Raw genomic sequence first — 19378 nt, 5'->3', positions numbered from 1 at the left:
CAATGGCTGATCCTGATTCGATCGAGAAGCGCGAGATGCCGGCGCTTGTCCCGCCGGGCCCGGCGTGGCTGCACTGGCTGACGGGCCCGCTGGACCGTGGGGCACGCTCTCCGGCCGCACCTCCAGCGGCCACGCTGATCCTGCTGGTCGCGGGCCTGCTTGGAAGCGTCTGGAGCGCCGAAATCCGTTCCGCGTTCCCGGTCGACTGGCGGTACACGGTCGGGGGGCATACGCGTTGGTTCTGGGAGATGAGTCTCGTAATCCAGGCGCTGCTGTTCTGGGTCTTTGCGTTCCTCGGGTCGGCGTTGTTCGGCTGGCGCGAGTGGGTCCTGGCGCGGACGGACGAGGCCTCGCGCACGTTCCTGTTCGAGCAGGCGGCCAGGACGAATCGCGCCATCGAAGCGCGGACGCGCGCCCTTGGTGAGCAGGCCCAGGAGCTTCATGAGCGCGGGCGTTCATTGCCACCCGAACAGTTCCTTCAGCATTCGCAGATCGTGAATACCGGTATGCACGAGATGCTGAAGAGAAGCCTGCTGCGTGCGGGCTTCGAGTCGCAGGACGTGCTGTTGGGCGAGATTCGCGCTGCGCTCGAGGGCTGCGTCGAACTCGCCACGATGTTCGAGCAGCCGGAGAGGCGTTCCGGCCGCTGGGCAGCGAACGTGATGGTGTTCGTGCCGATCGAGGCCATCGACGATTTCGCCTTGGCGGAGTATGCGGCGGCATGCCCGTACAAGCGGCTCTCCTTCGACCGGGGGCAGCTCGCGGGCGTCCTGTGGCTTCGGCAGGACCTCTCGTTCGCCATCACCTTCGGAGACGGGGCCACGAGAGAAAGCCCGGACCCGGAGGTGCGCCCGATGGCGCTGCCGGTTCCCGCGCAGCCGCTTACCGACAGCCTTCGGTTGCTGCGCGTTTTGCCGGGGGCCCCATATGCGCTGTGTGCGAATCGCCCGGCCGGTTACCCGGATACGCTGGAGCTCGGCCGCACTGCCGTAGGGGACTGCGATCTTCCCCCCGGCGCGAGCGATGAAATGACCGCTTACTTCGAGCCCGCGACGAGCCCGCGCGTACGCAGCCTGGTTTCCCTCCCGTTGCCCCGTGTGCACGAGGCAGCTCCCGCCGGGTGGGGGTGGTCGCGGCCCTCGGGCGATCGCGTGACGCTCCTCAGGCCCGATCAACTCGCGGCGGGCGTCGTGAACATCCATCGGGACCAGGGCCGGATGGCATGCACGGACGAGCGCCTCCTGCTGTTTCATCCGGTGATCGTGCCGCTGCTCGGAGTCGTTCGCGATCTCGTGGAACTGCACGACAGCGACGCGCGTGACGTGCAGCACCGCGCGTTGGAACCGGGACCGTGACTTGCCGTAGTGCAATGGTACATAGGGCTTGACACGAGCCAGAAGGCCGAGCAGCTTGAACGGAGCCCCGCGCCCAAGGAAACCGTTATGCCGAACCCCAAGATCATCACCAGCAACCGCGATTACACCGCGGCGGATGCCCGGCGGATGCTCGACAACCTCCGCTCCGGTGCGCTGGGGCAGGCCGTAATCCGGTACCGCCGCTCCGGGCCTGCGTTCTTCGTGACCGAAGAGCGCCCTGAGCCGGCCAGCCCCCCCGAACACGACCAGAGGGCTGGAAGCGCCGCCGCCTGAACGGTGAGGGGCGATGTTTCAAGAGGGGCGACGCTGGGAACTGCAGCGTCGCCCTTCGCTATTCTGGCGCGGGAGCGAGCCTACGCGCCGCCGTCATCCCACGTGACAGGGTCACCCACGCGGATCTCGCCGTCGTCCAGTACCTCGGCGAAGGCGCCGCCGCCCCAGTCCGGGCGCATGGCGTCCTGAAGCCCGGGAAGCACCTCGTCCATCCGCTCGCACGGCTTCGTTTCGCCCGCGATCCTCACGCGGCACCCGCCGATGCGCAGGATGCGGCCGCGCGAGTTCCGAAGGCGAATGCCGCGCAGCATCAGGTTGGCGCGGCGGCGCCAGGGCGGGGCGTCGCCGCCCAGGCGCGTCATCAGCTCGTCCCACGTTTCCTGCTCGATCAGCGTCACCTGCCGGCGGCGCCCCTGGTCGGCGTTGCCCACCAGCCCGCGCCCGGCCACCAGCGTGCCCGTATCCACCGCGTCCATCGGCCCGCGCTTGGCCCGCTTGATCCAGATTGCCGCCAGCTCACCCATCGAACCCCCTACCACGCGATCCCGTAGTCTTCGCCGTGGTGGCTGCTGCCACCCCAGAAGGTGCCGTGCTGCCGGTCGAACCAGATGGCGTTGATGGGGCCGGACGTGCGCTCCTCGAACGTCAGCTCGTACCCCATGCGCCGCAGGTCGCTCCGCACCCACGCGGGCATCGACTCCGCCAGCAGAATGCGCCCCGGCTGCGTCTCGTGCCCGCCGAAGGAGCTGCGCATCTGGAAGCTGTTGATGTTGGGCGCCTCCGCCGCCTCCTGCACGTTCATCCCGAACTCCACCACGTTCAGAAAGAACTGCAGGAGGTTCTGGTCCTGCGAGTCGCCGCCCTGCACGGCGAACGACAGGAACGGCTTGCCGTCCTTGAGCGCCATCGTGGGCGTAAGCGTCACGCGCGGCCGCTGGCCCGGGCGGAGCACGTTGTATGGGTTCTCGGCCGCGTCCAGCACGAAGCTCTGCAGCCGCTGGCTCAGGCCCACGCCGGTGCGCCCCGCAATCACCGCCGGCACCCACCCGCCGCTGGGGGTGATGGACACCACCCACCCCTCGGCATCCGCCGTTTCCACCGACGTCGTTCCCAGGTAGAAGCTCTGTTCGAACGTCAGCCCGGCGCGCGGCGGGGCCGAGACGCTGTCGGCGCGGGCCCGGTTCCAGTTGCGCAGCAATGCGGCGAAGGGATTCGTCTGCCCCTGGAACGGGTACGGGTCGCCGGGGGCGATGGTGGGATCGTTGCGCTCCGGGTTGATCAGCGCGGCGCGCTGGCGGGCGTACTCGTCGGAAAGCAGGCCGCGGATGGGCTCTTCGGGCGCGAAGTACGGGTCGCCGTAGTAGAAGTCGCGGTCGGCGAAGGCCAGGCTCATCGACTGGTACAGCGTGTGGATGTACCGCGAGCTGTTGTAGCCCATGGACTTGAGGTCGAAGTTCTCCAGGATGTTCAGCGCCTGCAGCATGGCCGGGCCCTGCGTCCACTGGCTGAGCTTGTAGACGCGGATGCCCTTGTAGTCGACGGACAGCGGCTGCTCGACTTTCACCTCCCAACGCGCCAGGTCGTCCAGGGTGATCAGCCCGCCCTGCTCCTGCACGCCGCGGACGAACTCGCGCGCGATGTCGCCGCGGTAGAAGCGCTCGTAGGCCGCCATGATGGCCGCACGCCGGCTGCGGCCGGCCGCCAGCGCCTGCTGCTCGGCCTCCACCAGCTGGCGAAGCATGCGCGCCAGGTCCGGCTGCCGGAAGACCTCGCCCGGGCGCGGCGCCTCGCGGTCCTCGCCGGGGTGGGTGAGGAAGACGGCGCGCGAGTAGGGCCACTCGCGGATGCGGTCCTTGTTGCGCTCGATGCTGTTGGCCGTCTGCGCCTCGATGGGGTAGCCATCGGCCATCTGGATGGCCGGCTCCAGCACCTCCCTCAGCGACAGCTTGCCGTACTCCGCCAGCATCACCAGCAGGCCGCCGGGCGTTCCGGGCGTAACCGCGGCAAGCGGTCCGTACTCCGGCGGATACTGCATGCCCCTCGAGCGGAAGAACTCCGGCGTCGCCCCCGTGGGCGCCACGCCCAGCGCGTTGATGCCGATCACCTGGCCCGTGTGCGGGTTGTAAATCAGCGCCTGGGTTTCGCCGCCCCAGCTCAGCACGTCCCACATGGTAGACGTCGCAGCCAGCATGGCGCAGGCCGCGTCCACCGCGTTGCCGCCCCGCTGAAAGGTCATGGCGCCCGCCGTGGCCGCTAGCGGCTTGCCGGTGATGGCCATCCAGTGGCGGCCATGCAGCACGGGCTTGGCGGTGCGCATCTGCGCCTCCGCCGACGAGGCGGCCAGCACGGTGGCCAGCAACGGCAGAGAGGCGCGTTTCAGCATTTGCGAAAGCATCGGAGCGAACGGGCTGGGGTGATCGGAATGGAGCGGACGGTGGCGTCTCGCGAATCTCGCCTCATCATTCGGGCCACGGGCCGAAAACACCAGCAAAATCGCTTCCCGACACACGTGGTACCAGTTTCTTCCCACCTCTTCCACTCCGTTCATTTCGTCCGTAGCTTCGGTCCACTTCGCTGGTTGACAGGCCGAGGAGACGGAGTGAGCTTTGCAGTTCGACTGGGATCCCGCGAAGGCGGCGAGCAACGAACGAAAGCACAAGGTTTCGTTCGACGAGGCGCAAACGATTTTCAAGGACCCGCGTGTCCGTGAGCTGGCAGACGAGGAGCACTCGGTCTATGAGGACCGGTTCAGGGCGATCGGCAAGTCATCGCACGGACAGATCCTGACGGTGATCTACACGTTTCGTGGCGAGTTGACGCGGATCATCAGCGCTCGTGTGGCGGTACCTCGTGAAAGGAGCGTGTATGACCGACGAAGCTGAGTTCGAGATGGCCGACGCGTACGAGTTTCGGGGCGCTCGGCCCAGCCGGCTGTACGTGCCGATGACCCGGGACGAGTACGACGACGCGGTCCGCAAGGCTGCTTGCGGCTATTCGAAGGCGTGGGACCGGATCGCCGGTGAGTCCATCCGGGCAGCGGAGCAGGCCATCATCGTCCATTGGGCCCTGGTCAGGCACGATGGCCGGGACCCGCGGAACGAGGTGTGGACGGACGCGCCCGAGTACGGCGAAATCGTAGAGGACAGGGCATGGCTGTGCTCCGATACGTATCTCACGAAGGAGGTCCTGGCACCCGCCGAGATGAAGCGCATGCGTGAGATAGAAGCTCGCGCCAATGCCCTCGCCGAACGCCTGGACGGGATCGTCGCGGCGCACCTGGGGGCGAAAGGCTTCTCGCCGCACCAAGTCGCCCAGTTGCGCGAGGCGGCGCTGTACGGCCCGCGTACGGCGGCGACAGCGTAAAAACGGAGCCGCCCACCGGGGCGGTCCCGGCGGGCGGTCGAGGAACTCGGCGGTGCCGGCGCTTACGTGCGGACGCGGGCCATCAGGAAGAGCCCGGCCACCAGCAGGATGGCGTTGGGGCCCCAGGCGGCGACCAGCGGGTCGATGGCGCCGCTGCTGCCCAGCGCCTTGCCCACGCGGAAGAGCAGCATGTAGACGATGGTGATCCCCAGGCTTACGCCCACGCCGTACGCCGTGCCCCCGCGCTGCGACGAGGTGACCAGCGGCGCGCCGAACAGCACGATCACCACCACCGCCATGGGAATGGCCAGCTTCTGCGCCCGCTCCACCCGCAGCGGCCGCGCGTCGCCCCCGGAACGCTCGATGGCGCCGATGAACCGCGTCATCTCGGCGTAGCGCATCTCCTCGGGCTCGCGCGGCTCGGCCAGCAGCTCCTCGGGCGTTTCCACCAGCCCCGGCACGCCCAGCGTGTCGAAGCGGGTGGCCTTTTCGGTGCCGTCGGCGAGCAGCTCGCGCTTCCACCCGTCTTCCAGCCGCCACCCGCCGCGGGTGCGCCACACGGCGCGGCGCGCCAGCAGGTGCATGCCCGGCGCCTTGGCGGTGGCGTTGCGCTCCAGCACCAGCTCGGTGATCTCGCCGGCCCTGGGCTCCAGCCGCCGCGCGCTGAGCACCCCCTCGCGCTCCGTCTGGAAGACGAAGTTGATGCGCGGCCCCGTGTCGGTCGCGCGCCCCGGCTCGATGAGCTCGGCGCGCTTGCGCAGCGTCACCGGCACCAGCTCGCCCAGCGCCAGCGCCCCCGCGGCGATCACCACGGAAAGCACGCCGATGGGAAGGAAGATGCGGTAGAAGCTGATGCCTCCCGCCTTGGCCGCCGTGATCTCCTGGTGCCGCGTCATCCCGCCGATGGTGAACACCGTGGCCACCAGCGCGGCGATGGGAAAGGCGTACAGCACGAACAGCGGGAACTGGTAGGCGTACGACAGCGCCAGGTTCTTCATGGCGATGCCGCGGTCCATGTACGTGTCGATGTTGTCGGTGATGTCGGCGATGATGAACAGCAGCGGCAGCCCCGTCGCCAGCGGGATGAAGGTGAAGATGAACTGCCGCAGGATGTAGCGGTCAAGCAGCCGGGTCATCGGCTTGCCCCCCAGCGCAGGCGCAGCCCGCGCAGCACCTGCAGCACGCCGTCCCACATGCCGCTGCGTGCCGTCGACGACTCGCGCCCCATGGTGGCCAGCCCGATCAGCCCCACCACCGTCATCAGCGCGTTCATCACCCACATGGCGAAGAGCGGGGTCACGTAGCCGCGCCCGGCCAGCGACTCGCCGCCGATCAGCCCCACGTAGTACAGCGAGAACACCACCATGCTGGTGGCGATCACCATTCCGATGCCGCCGCCGCCGAAGCGCAGCGCCAGCGGAGCGCCCACGATCACGAACACCAGCGAGGCGAGCGCAATGGAGTACTTCTTGTGAATTTCCACCTCGTAGTTGCGCATGCTTTCCTCCACCTGCTCCACCTGCCGGCGCAGGTTGGCCAGCGCGTCGGCGGTGCGGCGGGTGCGCGACGCCACGGTGCTCTCGGGCATGTAGCTGTCCAGCGCCAGGGCCGTGCCCGGGTCCGCGGCCTTTCCGGTGACGGCGAACTCCAGGTCCGCCAGGGCGGTCTGCCGCAGCTCCTTCACCGCGTCGCGGCGCTGGCGGGCGAGGGTGTCGATCTGCGACTGCAGCATTCCCACCGTCATCTCGCGGTCGCCCCGGTAGCCGTCGGGCCGGTCGTTGCGCGTGAGCTGGTTGCTGATCCCCGGGATGCCGAACACCTGCCGCTGGAAGTACACCCGCCGGAAGCTGGCCGGGTCGTCGGACGCCACCTCGCGGGTGTGCCCGTCGTACAGCTGCATGATCATGTCGGAGCCGTTGGCGCTGAACATGGCCCGCCCCGAGTCGGCGAAGATGGTGCGCATGCGCGTGGCGTTGGTGACGTCGTAGATCTGCACGTCCCACATGCGGTTGGTGCCCGGCTCGATGCGCCCCGCGCGCAGGTACAGCACGCTGCCGCCGGTCTGCGGCGAGATGCGGTTGAGCGTCTGCTCCTGCAGCAGAAAGGTGGGCGTCTTGCGGCCGATGTCCACGATCAGCTGGCTCCAGCGGTGGTTGGCCTCGGGGAGCACCCGGTCGTTGAACACCACCATGGCGCCGGCGATCACCCCGGCGGCCACCAGCAGGGGGGCCAGCAGGCGGCGGAGGTCCACCCCGCTGGCCTTGAGGGCCGTGATCTCGTTTTCCGCCACCAGGGTGGAAAACGTGTACAGCACGGCCACCAGCACCGCCATGGGAAAGGTGAGGGCGATGGTGGCGGGAAGCGCCAGGGCAAAGAACTCCAGGATCACGCGCATGGGCAGCCCCTTGCCGGCCAGGTCGGCAAGGCGCTTGGCCAGGGTGTTGATCAGGATCACCCCGGTGAGCGCGCAGAACGAAAAAAGAAACGGGCCCAGGTGCGCCCGCATCAGGTACCGCGTAAGGATCTTCATCCGCTGAATCCGGGCCTTGCCCCTGAAAGGGAACGGCTCCTAAGTATACGCGCGCGGAAGGGGCGGCGCCAAGCCGCCGCCGGCCTTTCGTCCCACTCCCCCGACCTGGCGAGACTCCTTGATACCAACGCGCGGGCGCGCCCGTTCCGCGGCGGCGGCTTTCACGCTGCTGCTGGCCTCCTGCTCGCGGCCCGCCCCGCCCCCGCCGGAGTTCAGCGAGGCGCGGGCATGGACGCACCTGACTGCCCAGGTGGGCTTCGGGCCGCGGTACCCGGGCGACAAGGGGAGCCGGCGGCAGCTGCTGTGGCTGGTGGACGAGTTGAAGTTCCGCGCCGACACTGTCATCCAGCAGCAGTTCACCGCGCCGGGCGAGGGCGGACGGCCCGTAAAGCTGACCAACGTGCTGGCCCGCTTTCGTCCCGAGCTCCAGGACCGCATTCTCCTGGTGGCCCACCGCGACACCCGGCGCCGCGCCGACGGATCGCCCGAGCCGCTGGACCGCCGCTTTCCCACCCCCGGCGCCAACGTGAACGCGTCGGGGGTGGCGGTGCTGGTGGAGATGGCGCAGCTGCTGAAGGAGCAGCCCGCGCCCGTGGGCGTCGACATCCTGTTCGCCGACGGCGACGACTTCCGCGACGAGGCCGACTTCGCGGGCACCCGCCACTTCCTGGCGCAGATGCCCGGGTATCGCCCCCGCTACGCCGTGGTCGTGCAGGGCGTGGGCGACAAGCTGGCGGAGTTTCCGCGCGACTCGCTTTCCGTCGCCACGGCGGCCGAGGCGACGGCGCGGATGTGGGACGCGGCGAAGGCGGCGGACGCGGACAGCGTGTTCGTGCAGCGGACGGCCCCGCCCATGAGGAACGCGGGGCGGGTGCTGGCCGCGGCGGGGATCCCCACAGTGGTGGTCGCCGACCGCGAGTACGGGCCCGACAACGCGCGCTGGCACGCCATCGCCGACAAGCCGGAGTTCCTTTCGCGCGAAACGCTGGGGCTGGTGGGCCGGGTGCTGGCGACCGCGGTGTTCGGCGAGCAGCCGGCCGCCGGGGAGAACTGAGGGATGGCGGCCACCTCGCAGGAGCGCCTGGCGCTGGGCGTGGCCGCGCTCCTGCTGGCCGCCGGCGCGGTGGCGCGCGTGGCCGCGTCGGACGGCCCGGTGCCGCTGGCGGGCGCGGTGGTGACGGAGAGCGCCGTGGCGTCGCGGCTGGTGGGCGAGGTGGCCGACTCTGTCGCCCGCGCCGAGCGCAGGCGTGCACCGCTCGGCGAGGGCGAGCGGCTGGACCCGAACACCGCGACCGCGGACGAGCTGGACCGGCTTCCCGGCGTGGGCCCCGCGCTGGCCGGGCGCATCGTCGCCTGGCGTGCGGAGCGGGGCCGCTTCCGCACGCTCGCCGACCTGGACTCGGTGCCCGGCGTGGGCCCGGCGCTGCTGCGGCAGGCCGCGCCCCACCTGTCGCTGCGGCCGGCGCCGGCCGCAGCTTCGTCGCGAAACGTCTCGACGCGGTCCGCGGGTAAGACGGGCGGAGGGCGGGGAGGTGACGGGGGCGGGATCGTGGACGTCAACACGGCGTCGGCGGAGGAGCTGGCGGCGCTTCCGGGGATCGGGCCCTCGCTGGCCGGGCGGATCGTCGCCTGGCGCGACAGGAACGGCCGATTCCGCTCGCCCGAGGCGCTGGAGGAGGTGCCGGGGATCGGCCCGTCCACCGTGTCGCGCCTGCGCCCGCGGATCCGCGCTTCCCCTTGACAGGGCAGGCACTTGCGGCGAAGCTAGAGCCACCTCGCATTCCCCGAAATCTCTCCTGGCCGGGCGATGGTACGCCGGCCGGGACATTCGCCCGACACTCTGGGCCCACATGGCCGTAAGCGCTCCCGCGGACCGGATCGGCGACCAGCTGATCCACGAAGGCCTGGTTACCCGCGAACAGCTGAGCAAGGCGCTGGACGACGCCCGCAACGGCGGCAACCGCCTGGGCTTCAGCCTGGTCAAGCTCGGCTTTTTGAGCGAGCAGGACCTGGTTCGTGCCCTGGCGCGCCAGCACCGGATTCCCGCGGTAGACCTGGAGCGGGTGAAGCTGGACCCGCGCATCCTGAAGCTGGTGCCCCCCGAGATCGCGGTGAAGCACCAGGTGCTTCCCCTGCGCCGCGTGGGGCGCACGCTGACCGTGGCGATGGCCAACCCCACCGACCTGGGGGTGCTGGACGACCTGAAATTCGTCACCCGGCTGGACATCGAGCCGGTGATCGCGGGCGACTTCTCGCTGCGCAAGATCATCGAGAAGGAGTACGAGGCCTCCGACGAGCGCATCAACGACCTGCTCAAGCAGATCGAGCAGGAGGAGATCGAGGTCGTCGACGACCGCGAAGAGGAGATGAACGTCACCGCCCTGGCGGCGGCGGTGGACGAGGCGCCGGTGGTGAAGCTGATCAACGGCATCCTCACCGACGCGGTGCAGCGGGGGGCCTCGGACATCCACTTCGAGTGCTACGAGAAGGACGTGCGGGTGCGCTACCGCATCGACGGCGTGCTTCACGAGATCATGAGGCCGCCGCCCAAGATGAAGGCGGCGCTCATCTCGCGCTTCAAGATCCTCAGCGACCTGAACATCGCCGAGCGCCGCGTGCCGCAGGACGGGCGCATCAAGCTGCGGCTGGGCAAGCGGGTGATCGACTTTCGCGTGAGCACGCTGCCCACGCTGTTCGGCGAAAAGATCGTGCTGCGTATTCTCGACAAGGGCAACCTTACCCTGGACCTCGAGAAGTTCGGCATGGAGGAGCGCGCGGAAAAGAACTTCATGCGCGCCATCATGAACCCGTACGGCATGGTGCTGGTCACCGGCCCCACGGGTTCCGGAAAGACGACCACGCTGTACAGCGCGCTTTCCAAGATCAACTCTCCCGAGGTCAACATCATGACCGCGGAAGACCCGGTGGAGTACAACCTGCACGGCATCAACCAGGTGCAGGTGCGGACGGACATCGGGATGACGTTCGCCGCGGCGCTCAAGGCGTTCCTGCGGCAGGACCCCAACATCATCATGGTGGGCGAGATCCGCGACCTGGAAACCGGGTCCATCGCCATCAAGGCCGCGCTCACCGGCCACCTGGTGCTGAGCACGCTGCACACCAACGACGCCCCGTCGACCATCACCCGCATGATCGACATGGGTATCGAGCCCTTCAACGTGGCCAGCGCCGTGAACCTGATCACGGCGCAGCGCCTGCTGCGGCGCATCTGCGGCAACTGCAAGGAATCCACGACCTATCCCGAGGAGTTCCTGCGGGGTGCCGGGCTGACCGACCAGGAGATCGACGAGGCCAGCTTCTTCAAGGGCGCCGGGTGCGACACCTGCGGCGGCACCGGCTACAAGGGCCGCGCGGGCCTGTACGAGGTGATGGCCATGTCACCGGCCCTGCGCCGCATGGTGCTGCAGGGCGCCGCGACGGCCGACCTGCAGAAGCAGGCGATCGAGGAGGGGATGCTCACGCTGCGCATGGACGGGCTGCTGAAGATGAGGAAGGGCGTCACCACGCTGGAAGAGGTGATCAAGGAAACCGCGGCGTAAGCGGCGGCGCACAAACCGTTTGCGGCGGCACGGTTCTTGGCTCCTGCGAGGGCCAGCGAACGAAAATCCGCGCCGCCACTGGCTTGTTGCCGGGGGAGGCGCCTTGCACGTTGCACGGTTTCGTGCGGATCGCCCCAGGCGGGCGGCCTCGCCCGACCGGCCGAGCGACCCTCCACGGAAGTACCTGAAAGGCAATCCCATGAGCATCGCCACCGAGGCCCCGCGCGCCGCCGCCCCCGAGGCCGCCCGCAGCCTGAACCTGCGCGCCCTGCTGGAAGAGATGATCGAGCGCGGCGCGTCGGACCTTCACGTGACGGCGGGGGAGCGCCCCAAGCTGCGGGTGGACGGGCACATCACCGACAGCGGGGTGGACTACATCCTCACCCCCAAGGACTGCCTTCAGCTGACGTACAGCATCCTTACCGAGAACCAGAAGAAGCGGTTCGAGACCGAGGACGAGCTGGACTTCAGCTTCGGCATCCAGAACCTGGCGCGCTTCCGCGGCAACGTGTACCGCCAGCGCGGGTGCGTGGCCCTGGCCATCCGCCAGATCCCCTTCAAGATCCAGACGTTCGAGGAGCTGCGGCTGCCTCCCATCATCCAGAAGCTGGCCGAGAAGCCGCGCGGGCTGGTGCTGGTGACGGGCCCCACCGGCTCGGGGAAGAGCACCACGCTGGCCGCCATGGTCGACAAGATCAACAAGGAGCGGCGCGGCCACATCCTGACCATCGAAGACCCCATCGAGTTCATCCACCGCCACCAGGGGTGCATGGTGAACCAGCGGGAGGTGGGCAGCGACACGCAGAGCTTCGGGCGGGCGCTGAAGTACGCGCTTCGGCAGGACCCCGACGTGATCCTGGTGGGCGAGCTTCGCGACCTGGAAACGGTGCAGGCCGCGCTGACCATCGCCGAAACGGGCCACCTGTGCCTGGCCACGCTGCACACCAACTCCGCGGCCGAGACCATCAACCGCGTGATCGACGTGTTCCCCTCGCACCAGCAGCCGCAGATCCGCGCGCAGCTGGCGTTCGTGCTGGAGGGCGTGGTCACCCAGCAGCTGCTGCCCAAGGCGCGCGGCCGGGGCCGGTCGATGGCGTGCGAGATCATGGTGTGCACGCAGGCCGTGCGCGCCTGCATCCGCGACGACAAGATCCACCAGATCTACTCGGCCATGCAGGCCGGCAAGAAGCACGGCATGCAGACGCTGAACGACGCCCTGTACCAGCTGTACGTGCAGCGCGAGGTGTCGCTGGAGGAGTGCGTGAAGCGCACGTCGGACCCCACCGAGTTCCTGCGCATGGTGGGCGAGCCGGTGCCGAACTGAACGACAGTACCTAGTGCCAAGTACCAGGTACCAAGTACCAGGCACTTGGTACTTTGCACTTGGTACTTCTCCCTAACCTGACCCGCTCATGCCCGTTTTTGCGTACAGCGCCCGCGCGGCCAGCGGCGAGATTACGACCGGCGAGATCGACCTGCCCACCCGCGACGAGGTGGTGGGCTTCCTGGTGCGGCAGCGGCTGAAGCCCGTCTCGGTGAACGCCAAGGCCAAGGAGATCAACATCACCTTCGGCACGGGGATCAAGACCCGTGAGGTGGTGATCTTCACGCGCCAGTTCGCCACCATGATCAACTCGGGGTTGCCGCTGGTGCAGAGCCTGACCATTCTGGCCGAGCAGACCGAGAACAAGAACTTCCAGTCCATCATCAGCGCGGTGCTCAACGACATCCAGGCCGGCATGACGCTGGCCGACGGCATGCGCAAGCACCCCAAGGTGTTCACCGAGCTGTACGTGAACATGGTGGCCGCCGGCGAGGCGGGCGGCATCCTGGACATCATCCTGCTGCGCCTGGCGCAGTTCCTGGAAAAGAACGACGCCCTGGTCCGCAAGATCAAGGGTGCCATGACCTACCCGGCCGTCATGCTGACGGTGGTGATCCTGGCCACCACCATCCTGTTGTGGAAGGTGGTGCCGGTGTTCGCCACCATCTTCATGGAGGCCGGGCTGGACCTGCCGGCGCCCACCCGCCTGGTGCTGGCGCTGAGCTCGTTCCTGCAGAACTACATCTTCTTCATCGTGCTGGGCATCGTGGGGTTCGTGTTCGCGATCCGGCGCTGGTACAAGACCGACACGGGGCAGCTGGCCATCGACCGCTTCCTGCTGCGCATGCCCGTGCTGGGCGACATGCTGCGCAAGTCGGCGGTGTCGCGCTTCACCCGCACGCTGGGCACGCTGGTGAGCTCGGGCGTGAGCATCCTGGAGGGGCTGCAGATCACCGCGCGCACGTCGGGCAACCGCGTGATCCACGACGCGGTGATGGCCTCGCGCGCCAGCATCGCCAGCGGCGCCACCATCGCCGAGCCGCTCAAGGCGTCGGGCGTGTTTCCGCCCATGGTGGTGCAGATGATCAACGTGGGCGAGCAGACGGGCGGCCTGGACGACATGCTTTCCAAGATCGCCGACTTCTACGACGACGAGGTGGACGCGGCGGTCAGCGCGCTCACCTCCATCCTGGAGCCCATCATGATCGTGGTGATGGGCGTGGTGATCGGCGGGATGGTGGTGGCCATGTACATGCCCATGTTCGACATGATCCAGACGGCGCAGGGGTAGGGATCGGCTGGGCGATCGCGTACAACGGATTTGATCTTCGTATCTCAGTGGATTAATCCGATGTCGGCGAATGGACGTGTATCCCGAGCACAGCCCGGAGGCGCGGAGGAATGTTCTCCCGGGGTTCCGCCGCCATCTATCCGACAGCCCCTGTGCACGTAACGTACTGACACAGATGCAGTTGCGCAGAAGGCGCCAGGGAAAACTCTGGCGCCTTCTGCTGTCCTGGTATTTGCATTTCACATGGAGCAACATCCGGCCGCGACAGAATCGGATGTCGCTCGCACGAGGGAAACCGATCTGCGGCTCGCGGCGTATGCACAAGGAGGCGCGGCAGGCAGGAGACCGCGCCCAGAGTGTCAACCACAGCGAGGCAGCAGATGGTAAAGATACCGGGCGGGATCAGCATCCGGGACGTGGAGAGTTCGCTGCGGATTCAGCGCGAGCTCCGAAGCCTCGGGCTCACTTCGGCCACAGAGATGGCGATCCTGGAGGACCGACTACGCTTCGAGGGTCCGATGGCCCAACTGATCCGTGAAGCCGAGACGCGGCAGGAGATGATGCGGCTGCACAATGACGTCAGTGGCGCGCTGAGCTCGCTCGTGGATCGGGCAGAGTTGATTCGGGAGTACGCCGATCGGGCGGTGAGCAGCTCGAGCTTCGCGTCGGTGCTCGCGATGAGCGAAATAGCGCGCGAAGCCGCCTCCCGAACGCCCAATCTCCCGATCGAGGGCATCCTCGCCGCGCAGGAGCGATGGTTTTCGTCGCTCACCACTGTGATAGCCCAGACGTCCATTCGCGCCCTCACGGAACGTTTGGTGGTGCCGACGCCCGACTTCGGCTTCCGGATACACAACGCACTCGACGCCGTCGCGTTCGCTTTGCCGACCGCCTTCGATGACATGCGGGACCGGATTCCAGACTGGGCACACGCAATCGCGGAGGACCTGGCCGAGCAAGCGGAGGAGAGCTTCAACGCTTGCGTCGACAACCGCAGCATCGAGCAGTATTTCCTCGACCTGCTCGGCTCGCTGGGCGTTCCGGACGCGGCCCGGCGGCCGCTGACGTTGATTCTGATCGTCATGCTTCCGGTGGCCGCGGAGTTCTCCGGATACGAGTGGGGTCGCTGGCGTGACGGGGACGCGCAGGAGGAGGTGCGCCAGCGCGAGATTTCACTTGGGCAGCATGTGGAGGACCTAGGAGCGACCCTGGACAGCCTGCTGCAGATCGCCGAGAACCCGCCGCGGCCAGCGAGGGTCATACGGTCCGCCTGGCTCCGCGATGGTCCCAGCACCACGGCCGGCAAGGTTGGCGCGGTACTCGCGCCCGGTAGCGACCTCATCGTCTACGAGCGAAAAGGCGGCTGGCTCCGCGTCCAGGTGGAGTTGGTACCTGGCGAGGTCAGAAGCGGTTGGGTGTTCGGGAGGCTCGCACGCTACCGATAGGCGGAGGTTTTTCTTGCCCACGCCGCCGCCACCTTCAGGCGGCGGCGGTTCCCGTGCTTCGAGGGTGGGCTCCGCCCCCGCGTCCTCGTTCGAGGGCACCCCCACGTCGCTCACCAAGTGGCGCATTAAGCCGTTGCTCAGCTCGCGCCCGGCGTGCGCTACCAGGTACGAGACTCCCGGCTCGCCGATCCCGGCCATGAGCCGAATCCTGCGCAGGAAGAGTCCAGCCAGAGGCAGGTCCAGGCGGTGCAGTTCCCGCCACGTGGCGCGCTGGCCCTCCGTCAGCGCTTTCCAGCGGGTGGGAGGCTTGTCCGGGGGGATGGATGCGGGCGCATCGGAACTACCGCGTGTTCTGGGATGGGTGGGATGCACCGGCCGCCGCGGCCATCCTTGGCGATCCGCAACCGCCGGGCCGAATGCCGCCGCTCGCCTCGATGGCAAGCCGGGCATAGGCTCCATTCGTCCCTGTCCCTCCGGCACCCGCGTCCTCCACTAATGGACGAACCGCTGAACCTGATAAACCGTTTACGGAGAGTGGCCCGCAAAATTAAGAGAAGACACTACTAGGACGTGCACGGCGCGGCCGAGAGCCAGAGGAAGCAGATGTCACCTGTGGTCGTGCGCCAAAATGCTGGACACCTGTTTCTCAGAGCATTACATTACTATGCATGTTCACGTGTACATATGTTCTTTTAACCATGTTACGCGAGCCCACCCCCGAAGCGCAGGCTCCGCCCCCGGGCTGCACCGATCCTGCCAAGGTCGAGCGCCTCCGGACGCGCCTGAATGCGGACGTCGTCGAACGAATCGTGGACGAGATGCGGGTGCTGACCGACGCGACGCGGGTACGCATCGTCTGGGCACTGACACACGAACGGGAAATCTGCGTCTCGGAATTCGTCGAACTCCTGCACCCGCTCAAGCAGTCCTCCGTTTCCCATGCGTTGTCGGCGCTCCGGTCGGCCGGTGTCGTCCGCAAGCGGCCGGAAGGGAAGGTGGCCTACTACTCCTTGAAAACCGATACAATCCGGGACTTCCTCAATGAGCGAATCGACAAAGCCACGCGCGCCTAACCCGCGCTCGGCGGAGGGCGCAGCTCCGCAGCCAGGTGCCCCGCCGGTGCTTCTCGTGCACCCTCCGGTGTATGACACGCGTTTTCCTTGGGGAAAGTGGCAGCAGGCGCTGTCGCTCTTACGCTACGCGGCGTTGCTGCAGGCCGACGGAGTTGTGGTGAAGTACCTAGACGCGCTAGCGATGCCGAAGGGAAGTCGCCTTCGCCGTGAGAAGTGGGGCAATTTGGATCTCGATGGGCAGCGGGTGGATCGGTGGAGGTACGGGCGGGCTCGGTCTGAACTGGCCAGGGTGATGCGCTCGCTCCTCAATGTGGGACCCGCACCGGCGCGGGTCGTGGTGGAGTGCGGTACGAGCTTCTGGTGGCGTGGAGTCCGCGAGGTCGCTGAACTCGCCGGCGAAGCGTTTCCGCGCGCCACGATCGAGGTCGTTGGCCCCTATGCCGCCCTGTTTCCGGACCACGCGGCCACCGTTGCGGGCGCTTTGCCCATCACCCTACCGGACGACACCCTCGCCAGATCTCCTTCCTGGGGGCTCCCAGCCGGCAAGTTGGCGATCGGGTACCTGCATACAGCAGGCGGAACGAGGAGCGCGGACCAGGTGTTGGGGGACATTTTTACAGCCTCAAAGCACGGGACCACCCTGTTCGCGTTCGCGGAGCACGGATTAGCTGGCAGCCACCCGGACCTCCTCACCTCCATTCTCGAGCAGGTCGTCGCACGCAAACCGCGTCGAGTATCCTTCGTCTCGAGCGGGACTCTGGCCCCCGACGAGCTCATAGCCCACCCGCACCTGCCGGAGCTGATGCGGAAGGCTGGATTCCGCCAGCTGTTCTTCGCGGACGACCGCAACATCCCGGAAGGCGGGACGGAGCGCTTCATCGAAGACTGCACCCGGGCTGCGATGCTCTGCCACAAGGCCGGCTTCCGCGCACGCAGCGATGAACTCGCAGCGGGAATCTGCTTGGGACGCCCCGGCGAAGACCTGGACGAACGCGCCCGCGTGTTGACGGCTGCCTCCCACGCGCTGGGCTCCGTCGTGGTGTGGCCCTACCAGCCCGCCGCGGCTGAAATGCCAGGGAGCGATCCGGAAGACATGAACGGGAAGCTCTTCCCGCTCCGGGCGCAAAACGGCGCCACCTACCGCGACTACCTGAACGTGCTTGGCCTCGCAACCGTACTCAACGCCAAGTACCGCGAGCATACGTTCGATTTTCTGGGAGACTCTCTGATGGCTCGACTATTCCGCGACAGCCTCGCGCGGGAGGCGTGGAATCCCGAGCAGGCCGTAAAGGGCAGCCTCCAGCTTCCCGCGCCTCGTCACCGCCTGCGGGGTGCGGCATGAGCGCCATCCACGTACCCGGCGCCCCGGCACTCAGGCAACCGGAGTTGGTGGGTTCGGATAGCCTCTACGTGCCTAGCGGACCCGCGGGGTTCCGGCGCGTACTGCTGCTGAACCCGCCTGTCTACGACGCCCAGTACTGGGCACGCTGGAGCCAGCCCGCCGGCCTGCTCAGGATCGCGACCTATCTCCGCACCCAAGGCTATGACGTCACCCTCATCGACTGCATGGAGGCCGACGCCAAGGGGTTCGTAACCAAGCGGCGGCACAAGGCTGTCGAGGGGCCGGCCGCCTATGTGCGGGGCGACATCAGCCGAGCCATCTGGCACTTCGGGCTGTCTTGGGATGAGGTCAGGCAGCGCATGGGGTCCATGCCTCGCCCGGACGAGGTGTGGATCGGCTCGGTGATGACCTATTGGTGGGAAAGCACCCGAGACGCGGTGCTCCTCGCGCGGGAGCTGTTTCCGGGCGCCCGCATCTGCGTTGGTGGGATTTACCCCACCCTCGCGCCCGACCACGCGGCCCGGAACCTGGGCGGCGCGGACTATGTTTTCATGGGCGAACTCAAGGCGGCCAGCGAGTGCCGAACCGACCTCTCGCTTTATGAGACGCCCCCGACGTACGCGATCCTCACCAGTAGCCGCGGTTGCCCGTGGGACTGCAACTACTGCGCGGCGAGAACCCTGAACGGCGGCTCCAACAAGGTCCGCGGCCGCGAGGCCGAAGACGTTGTCGACGAGATCGAGGACAAGATGCGCCGGTTCGGGATCCGGCACTTCGGCTTCTACGAGGATAACGCGCTCGTGCTGCGCGGTCATTTGAAGCGCATCTTGGAACTGATCATCGAAAGGGGCCTGAAGGTCACGCTCTATGCGCCGGAAGGGTTCGAAACGCGCCTGCTGGACTATGAGACGCTGCGGGTGATGAAAAAGGCCGGGTTCCGGAAAGTGCACCTCCCGTTCGAAACGCTGAAGTGGGAGACAAATGAAGGATGGAACCGCAGGCACGCCAGCACCGCCTCTTTCGAGGCGGCGCTCGATGCAGCCATCCGCGCGGGGTTCAAGCCGCGGACTGAAGAGATCAACGCGTTCGTCCTCTTCGGCCTTCCGGACGACAACCTGCAGGACATCATGGACGGCGTCACCTATGTCCACCACATGGTCGGGTCGGTGATCCCCATGCTCTTTACGCCGGTGCCGGGCACCAATGTGTACCGGGAGCACGCGGAGTATCTGCACGGCGAGATGGGCTGGGATCTCCAGCACCTGAACGGCAAGCTGCTGCCGTTCCTCGAGTACAACCAACGCCGCTACACCGGTCTCAAGGCCTCTGACTACCTGCAGCTCGAGGCGCTGATGTCGATCCTCAACAACGGCAAGTTCCTCTCGCGCGCAATCGACCTGTGCGATAGCAGTGCGGGAAGTCGGGCGTTCCGGAGTGCCGCGCTGGAGAACCGCACCCGGACGGCAACGAATTGGACAGTAGCCGAAGCGCCGCTAGCATGCCTCGGCGGCGCGTCCCGTGCGGATTGACGCAAAACGGCGTCGCGGCTATGCTTTCCCCTCTTGCCCCGGCCCGTCTCTTGGATTGCCCTGCCCGGCGTGGAGGGTGAAGCCCCTGAACCGCCGCAATGGTCATCGTGCCCACGAAGAAAGCCACGGCTAAGACGTCCCGAACCCCCCGTCGGCGGGAGCCGCCTCCGCCTCCTGGCGACGGGTCCCGCCGCGTTTTCATCCTTGGCGCGGGGTTCAGCTACGCCGCGGGATTCCCGCTTGCAGCCCAATTGCTCAGGCGTGTCTACGAA

17 protein-coding genes are annotated in these 19378 nt (G+C 67.5%); 13 read left to right on the top strand and 4 right to left on the bottom strand.

Features of this window, described 5'->3' with window-relative positions; genetic code table 11:
- Nucleotides 1-2 precede the first annotated feature (2 nt).
- Together VF632_RS00185 and VF632_RS00180 are read left to right on the top strand one after the other, a co-directional pair.
- Nucleotides 3-1355, top strand: coding sequence for a hypothetical protein (locus VF632_RS00185; RefSeq protein ID WP_331020811.1), 1353 nt, complete (start codon nucleotides 3-5; stop codon nucleotides 1353-1355).
- 87 nt (nucleotides 1356-1442) lie between these two features.
- Nucleotides 1443-1649, top strand: a complete 207-nt coding sequence (locus VF632_RS00180) for a hypothetical protein (RefSeq protein WP_331020810.1) — start codon at nucleotides 1443-1445, stop codon at nucleotides 1647-1649.
- A gap of 80 nt (nucleotides 1650-1729) precedes the next feature.
- On the opposite strand, the gene VF632_RS00175 is transcribed toward VF632_RS00180, so the two are convergent.
- Nucleotides 1730-2173 carry an MOSC domain-containing protein gene (locus VF632_RS00175; protein WP_331020809.1) on the bottom strand — a complete coding sequence of 148 codons (444 nt, stop codon included), beginning with the start codon at nucleotides 2171-2173 and terminating at the stop codon, nucleotides 1730-1732.
- Nucleotides 2174-2181: 8 nt separating this feature from the next.
- Nucleotides 2182-4032 carry a gamma-glutamyltransferase family protein gene (locus tag VF632_RS00170; protein WP_331020808.1) on the bottom strand — a complete coding sequence of 617 codons (1851 nt, stop codon included), beginning with the start codon at nucleotides 4030-4032 and terminating at the stop codon, nucleotides 2182-2184.
- Between the two features lie 223 nt (nucleotides 4033-4255).
- Here VF632_RS00170 and VF632_RS00165 point away from each other — a divergent pair, with 223 nt between their 5' ends.
- Complete coding sequence (locus VF632_RS00165) at nucleotides 4256-4531, top strand: BrnT family toxin (RefSeq protein WP_331020807.1); 276 nt, start codon at nucleotides 4256-4258, stop codon at nucleotides 4529-4531.
- Entirely contained in the window at nucleotides 4515-5012 is a 498-nt protein-coding gene (locus VF632_RS00160) for a hypothetical protein (protein ID WP_331020806.1), read from the top strand. Before VF632_RS00165 ends, VF632_RS00160 begins: the two co-directional genes overlap by 17 nt.
- 62 nt (nucleotides 5013-5074) lie before the next feature.
- Here VF632_RS00160 and VF632_RS00155 read toward each other — a convergent pair whose 3' ends face one another.
- Together VF632_RS00155 and VF632_RS00150 are read right to left on the bottom strand one after the other, a co-directional pair.
- Complete coding sequence (locus VF632_RS00155; RefSeq protein ID WP_331020805.1) at nucleotides 5075-6148, bottom strand: LptF/LptG family permease; 1074 nt, start codon at nucleotides 6146-6148, stop codon at nucleotides 5075-5077.
- On the bottom strand, nucleotides 6145-7542 hold the full coding sequence (locus tag VF632_RS00150; protein WP_331020804.1) for an LptF/LptG family permease: 1398 nt from the start codon (nucleotides 7540-7542) through the stop codon (nucleotides 6145-6147). The genes VF632_RS00155 and VF632_RS00150 overlap by 4 nt, the downstream gene beginning before the upstream one ends.
- A 118-nt stretch (nucleotides 7543-7660) precedes the next feature.
- On the opposite strand from VF632_RS00150, the gene VF632_RS00145 reads away from it, so the two are divergent.
- The 9 genes from VF632_RS00145 to VF632_RS00105 all read left to right on the top strand — a co-directional run bounded on the left by VF632_RS00145 (nucleotide 7661) and on the right by VF632_RS00105 (nucleotide 19106).
- A complete protein-coding gene (locus tag VF632_RS00145) occupies nucleotides 7661-8596 on the top strand; it encodes a M28 family peptidase (protein WP_331020803.1) in 936 nt (311 codons plus the stop codon).
- Nucleotides 8597-8599: 3 nt separating this feature from the next.
- Nucleotides 8600-9283: a helix-hairpin-helix domain-containing protein gene (locus VF632_RS00140; RefSeq protein WP_331020802.1), complete on the top strand. Its 684-nt coding sequence runs from the start codon at nucleotides 8600-8602 to the stop codon at nucleotides 9281-9283.
- Between the two features lie 109 nt (nucleotides 9284-9392).
- A complete protein-coding gene (pilB, locus tag VF632_RS00135) occupies nucleotides 9393-11102 on the top strand; it encodes a type IV-A pilus assembly ATPase PilB (protein WP_331020801.1) in 1710 nt (569 codons plus the stop codon).
- A 199-nt stretch (nucleotides 11103-11301) separates the two neighbouring features.
- Entirely contained in the window at nucleotides 11302-12426 is a 1125-nt protein-coding gene (locus tag VF632_RS00130) for a type IV pilus twitching motility protein PilT (RefSeq protein ID WP_331020800.1), read from the top strand.
- A gap of 88 nt (nucleotides 12427-12514) precedes the next feature.
- Nucleotides 12515-13717 (top strand): type II secretion system F family protein, encoded by a 1203-nt coding sequence (locus VF632_RS00125; protein WP_331020799.1) that lies wholly within the window; start codon nucleotides 12515-12517, stop codon nucleotides 13715-13717.
- 479 nt (nucleotides 13718-14196) lie between these two features.
- A complete protein-coding gene (locus VF632_RS00120; protein WP_331020798.1) occupies nucleotides 14197-15162 on the top strand; it encodes an SH3 domain-containing protein in 966 nt (321 codons plus the stop codon).
- A 698-nt stretch (nucleotides 15163-15860) separates the two neighbouring features.
- Nucleotides 15861-16235: a metalloregulator ArsR/SmtB family transcription factor gene (locus VF632_RS00115; RefSeq protein WP_331020797.1), complete on the top strand. Its 375-nt coding sequence runs from the start codon at nucleotides 15861-15863 to the stop codon at nucleotides 16233-16235.
- A gap of 292 nt (nucleotides 16236-16527) precedes the next feature.
- The gene (locus tag VF632_RS00110) at nucleotides 16528-17577 is read left to right on the top strand and encodes a hypothetical protein (RefSeq protein ID WP_331020796.1); all 1050 of its coding nucleotides are present in this window, start codon (nucleotides 16528-16530) and stop codon (nucleotides 17575-17577) included.
- Nucleotides 17574-19106, top strand: a complete 1533-nt coding sequence (locus tag VF632_RS00105; RefSeq protein WP_331020795.1) for a B12-binding domain-containing radical SAM protein — start codon at nucleotides 17574-17576, stop codon at nucleotides 19104-19106. The genes VF632_RS00110 and VF632_RS00105 overlap by 4 nt, the downstream gene beginning before the upstream one ends.
- The last annotated feature ends 272 nt before the right edge of the window (nucleotides 19107-19378 follow it).

It is taken from the genome of Longimicrobium sp. (assembly GCF_036388275.1).
Lineage (GTDB): Bacteria > Gemmatimonadota > Gemmatimonadetes > Longimicrobiales > Longimicrobiaceae > Longimicrobium.
Note: the sequence above shows the minus strand (reverse complement) of the source record. Positions and strands in the feature narration are given on the sequence as shown.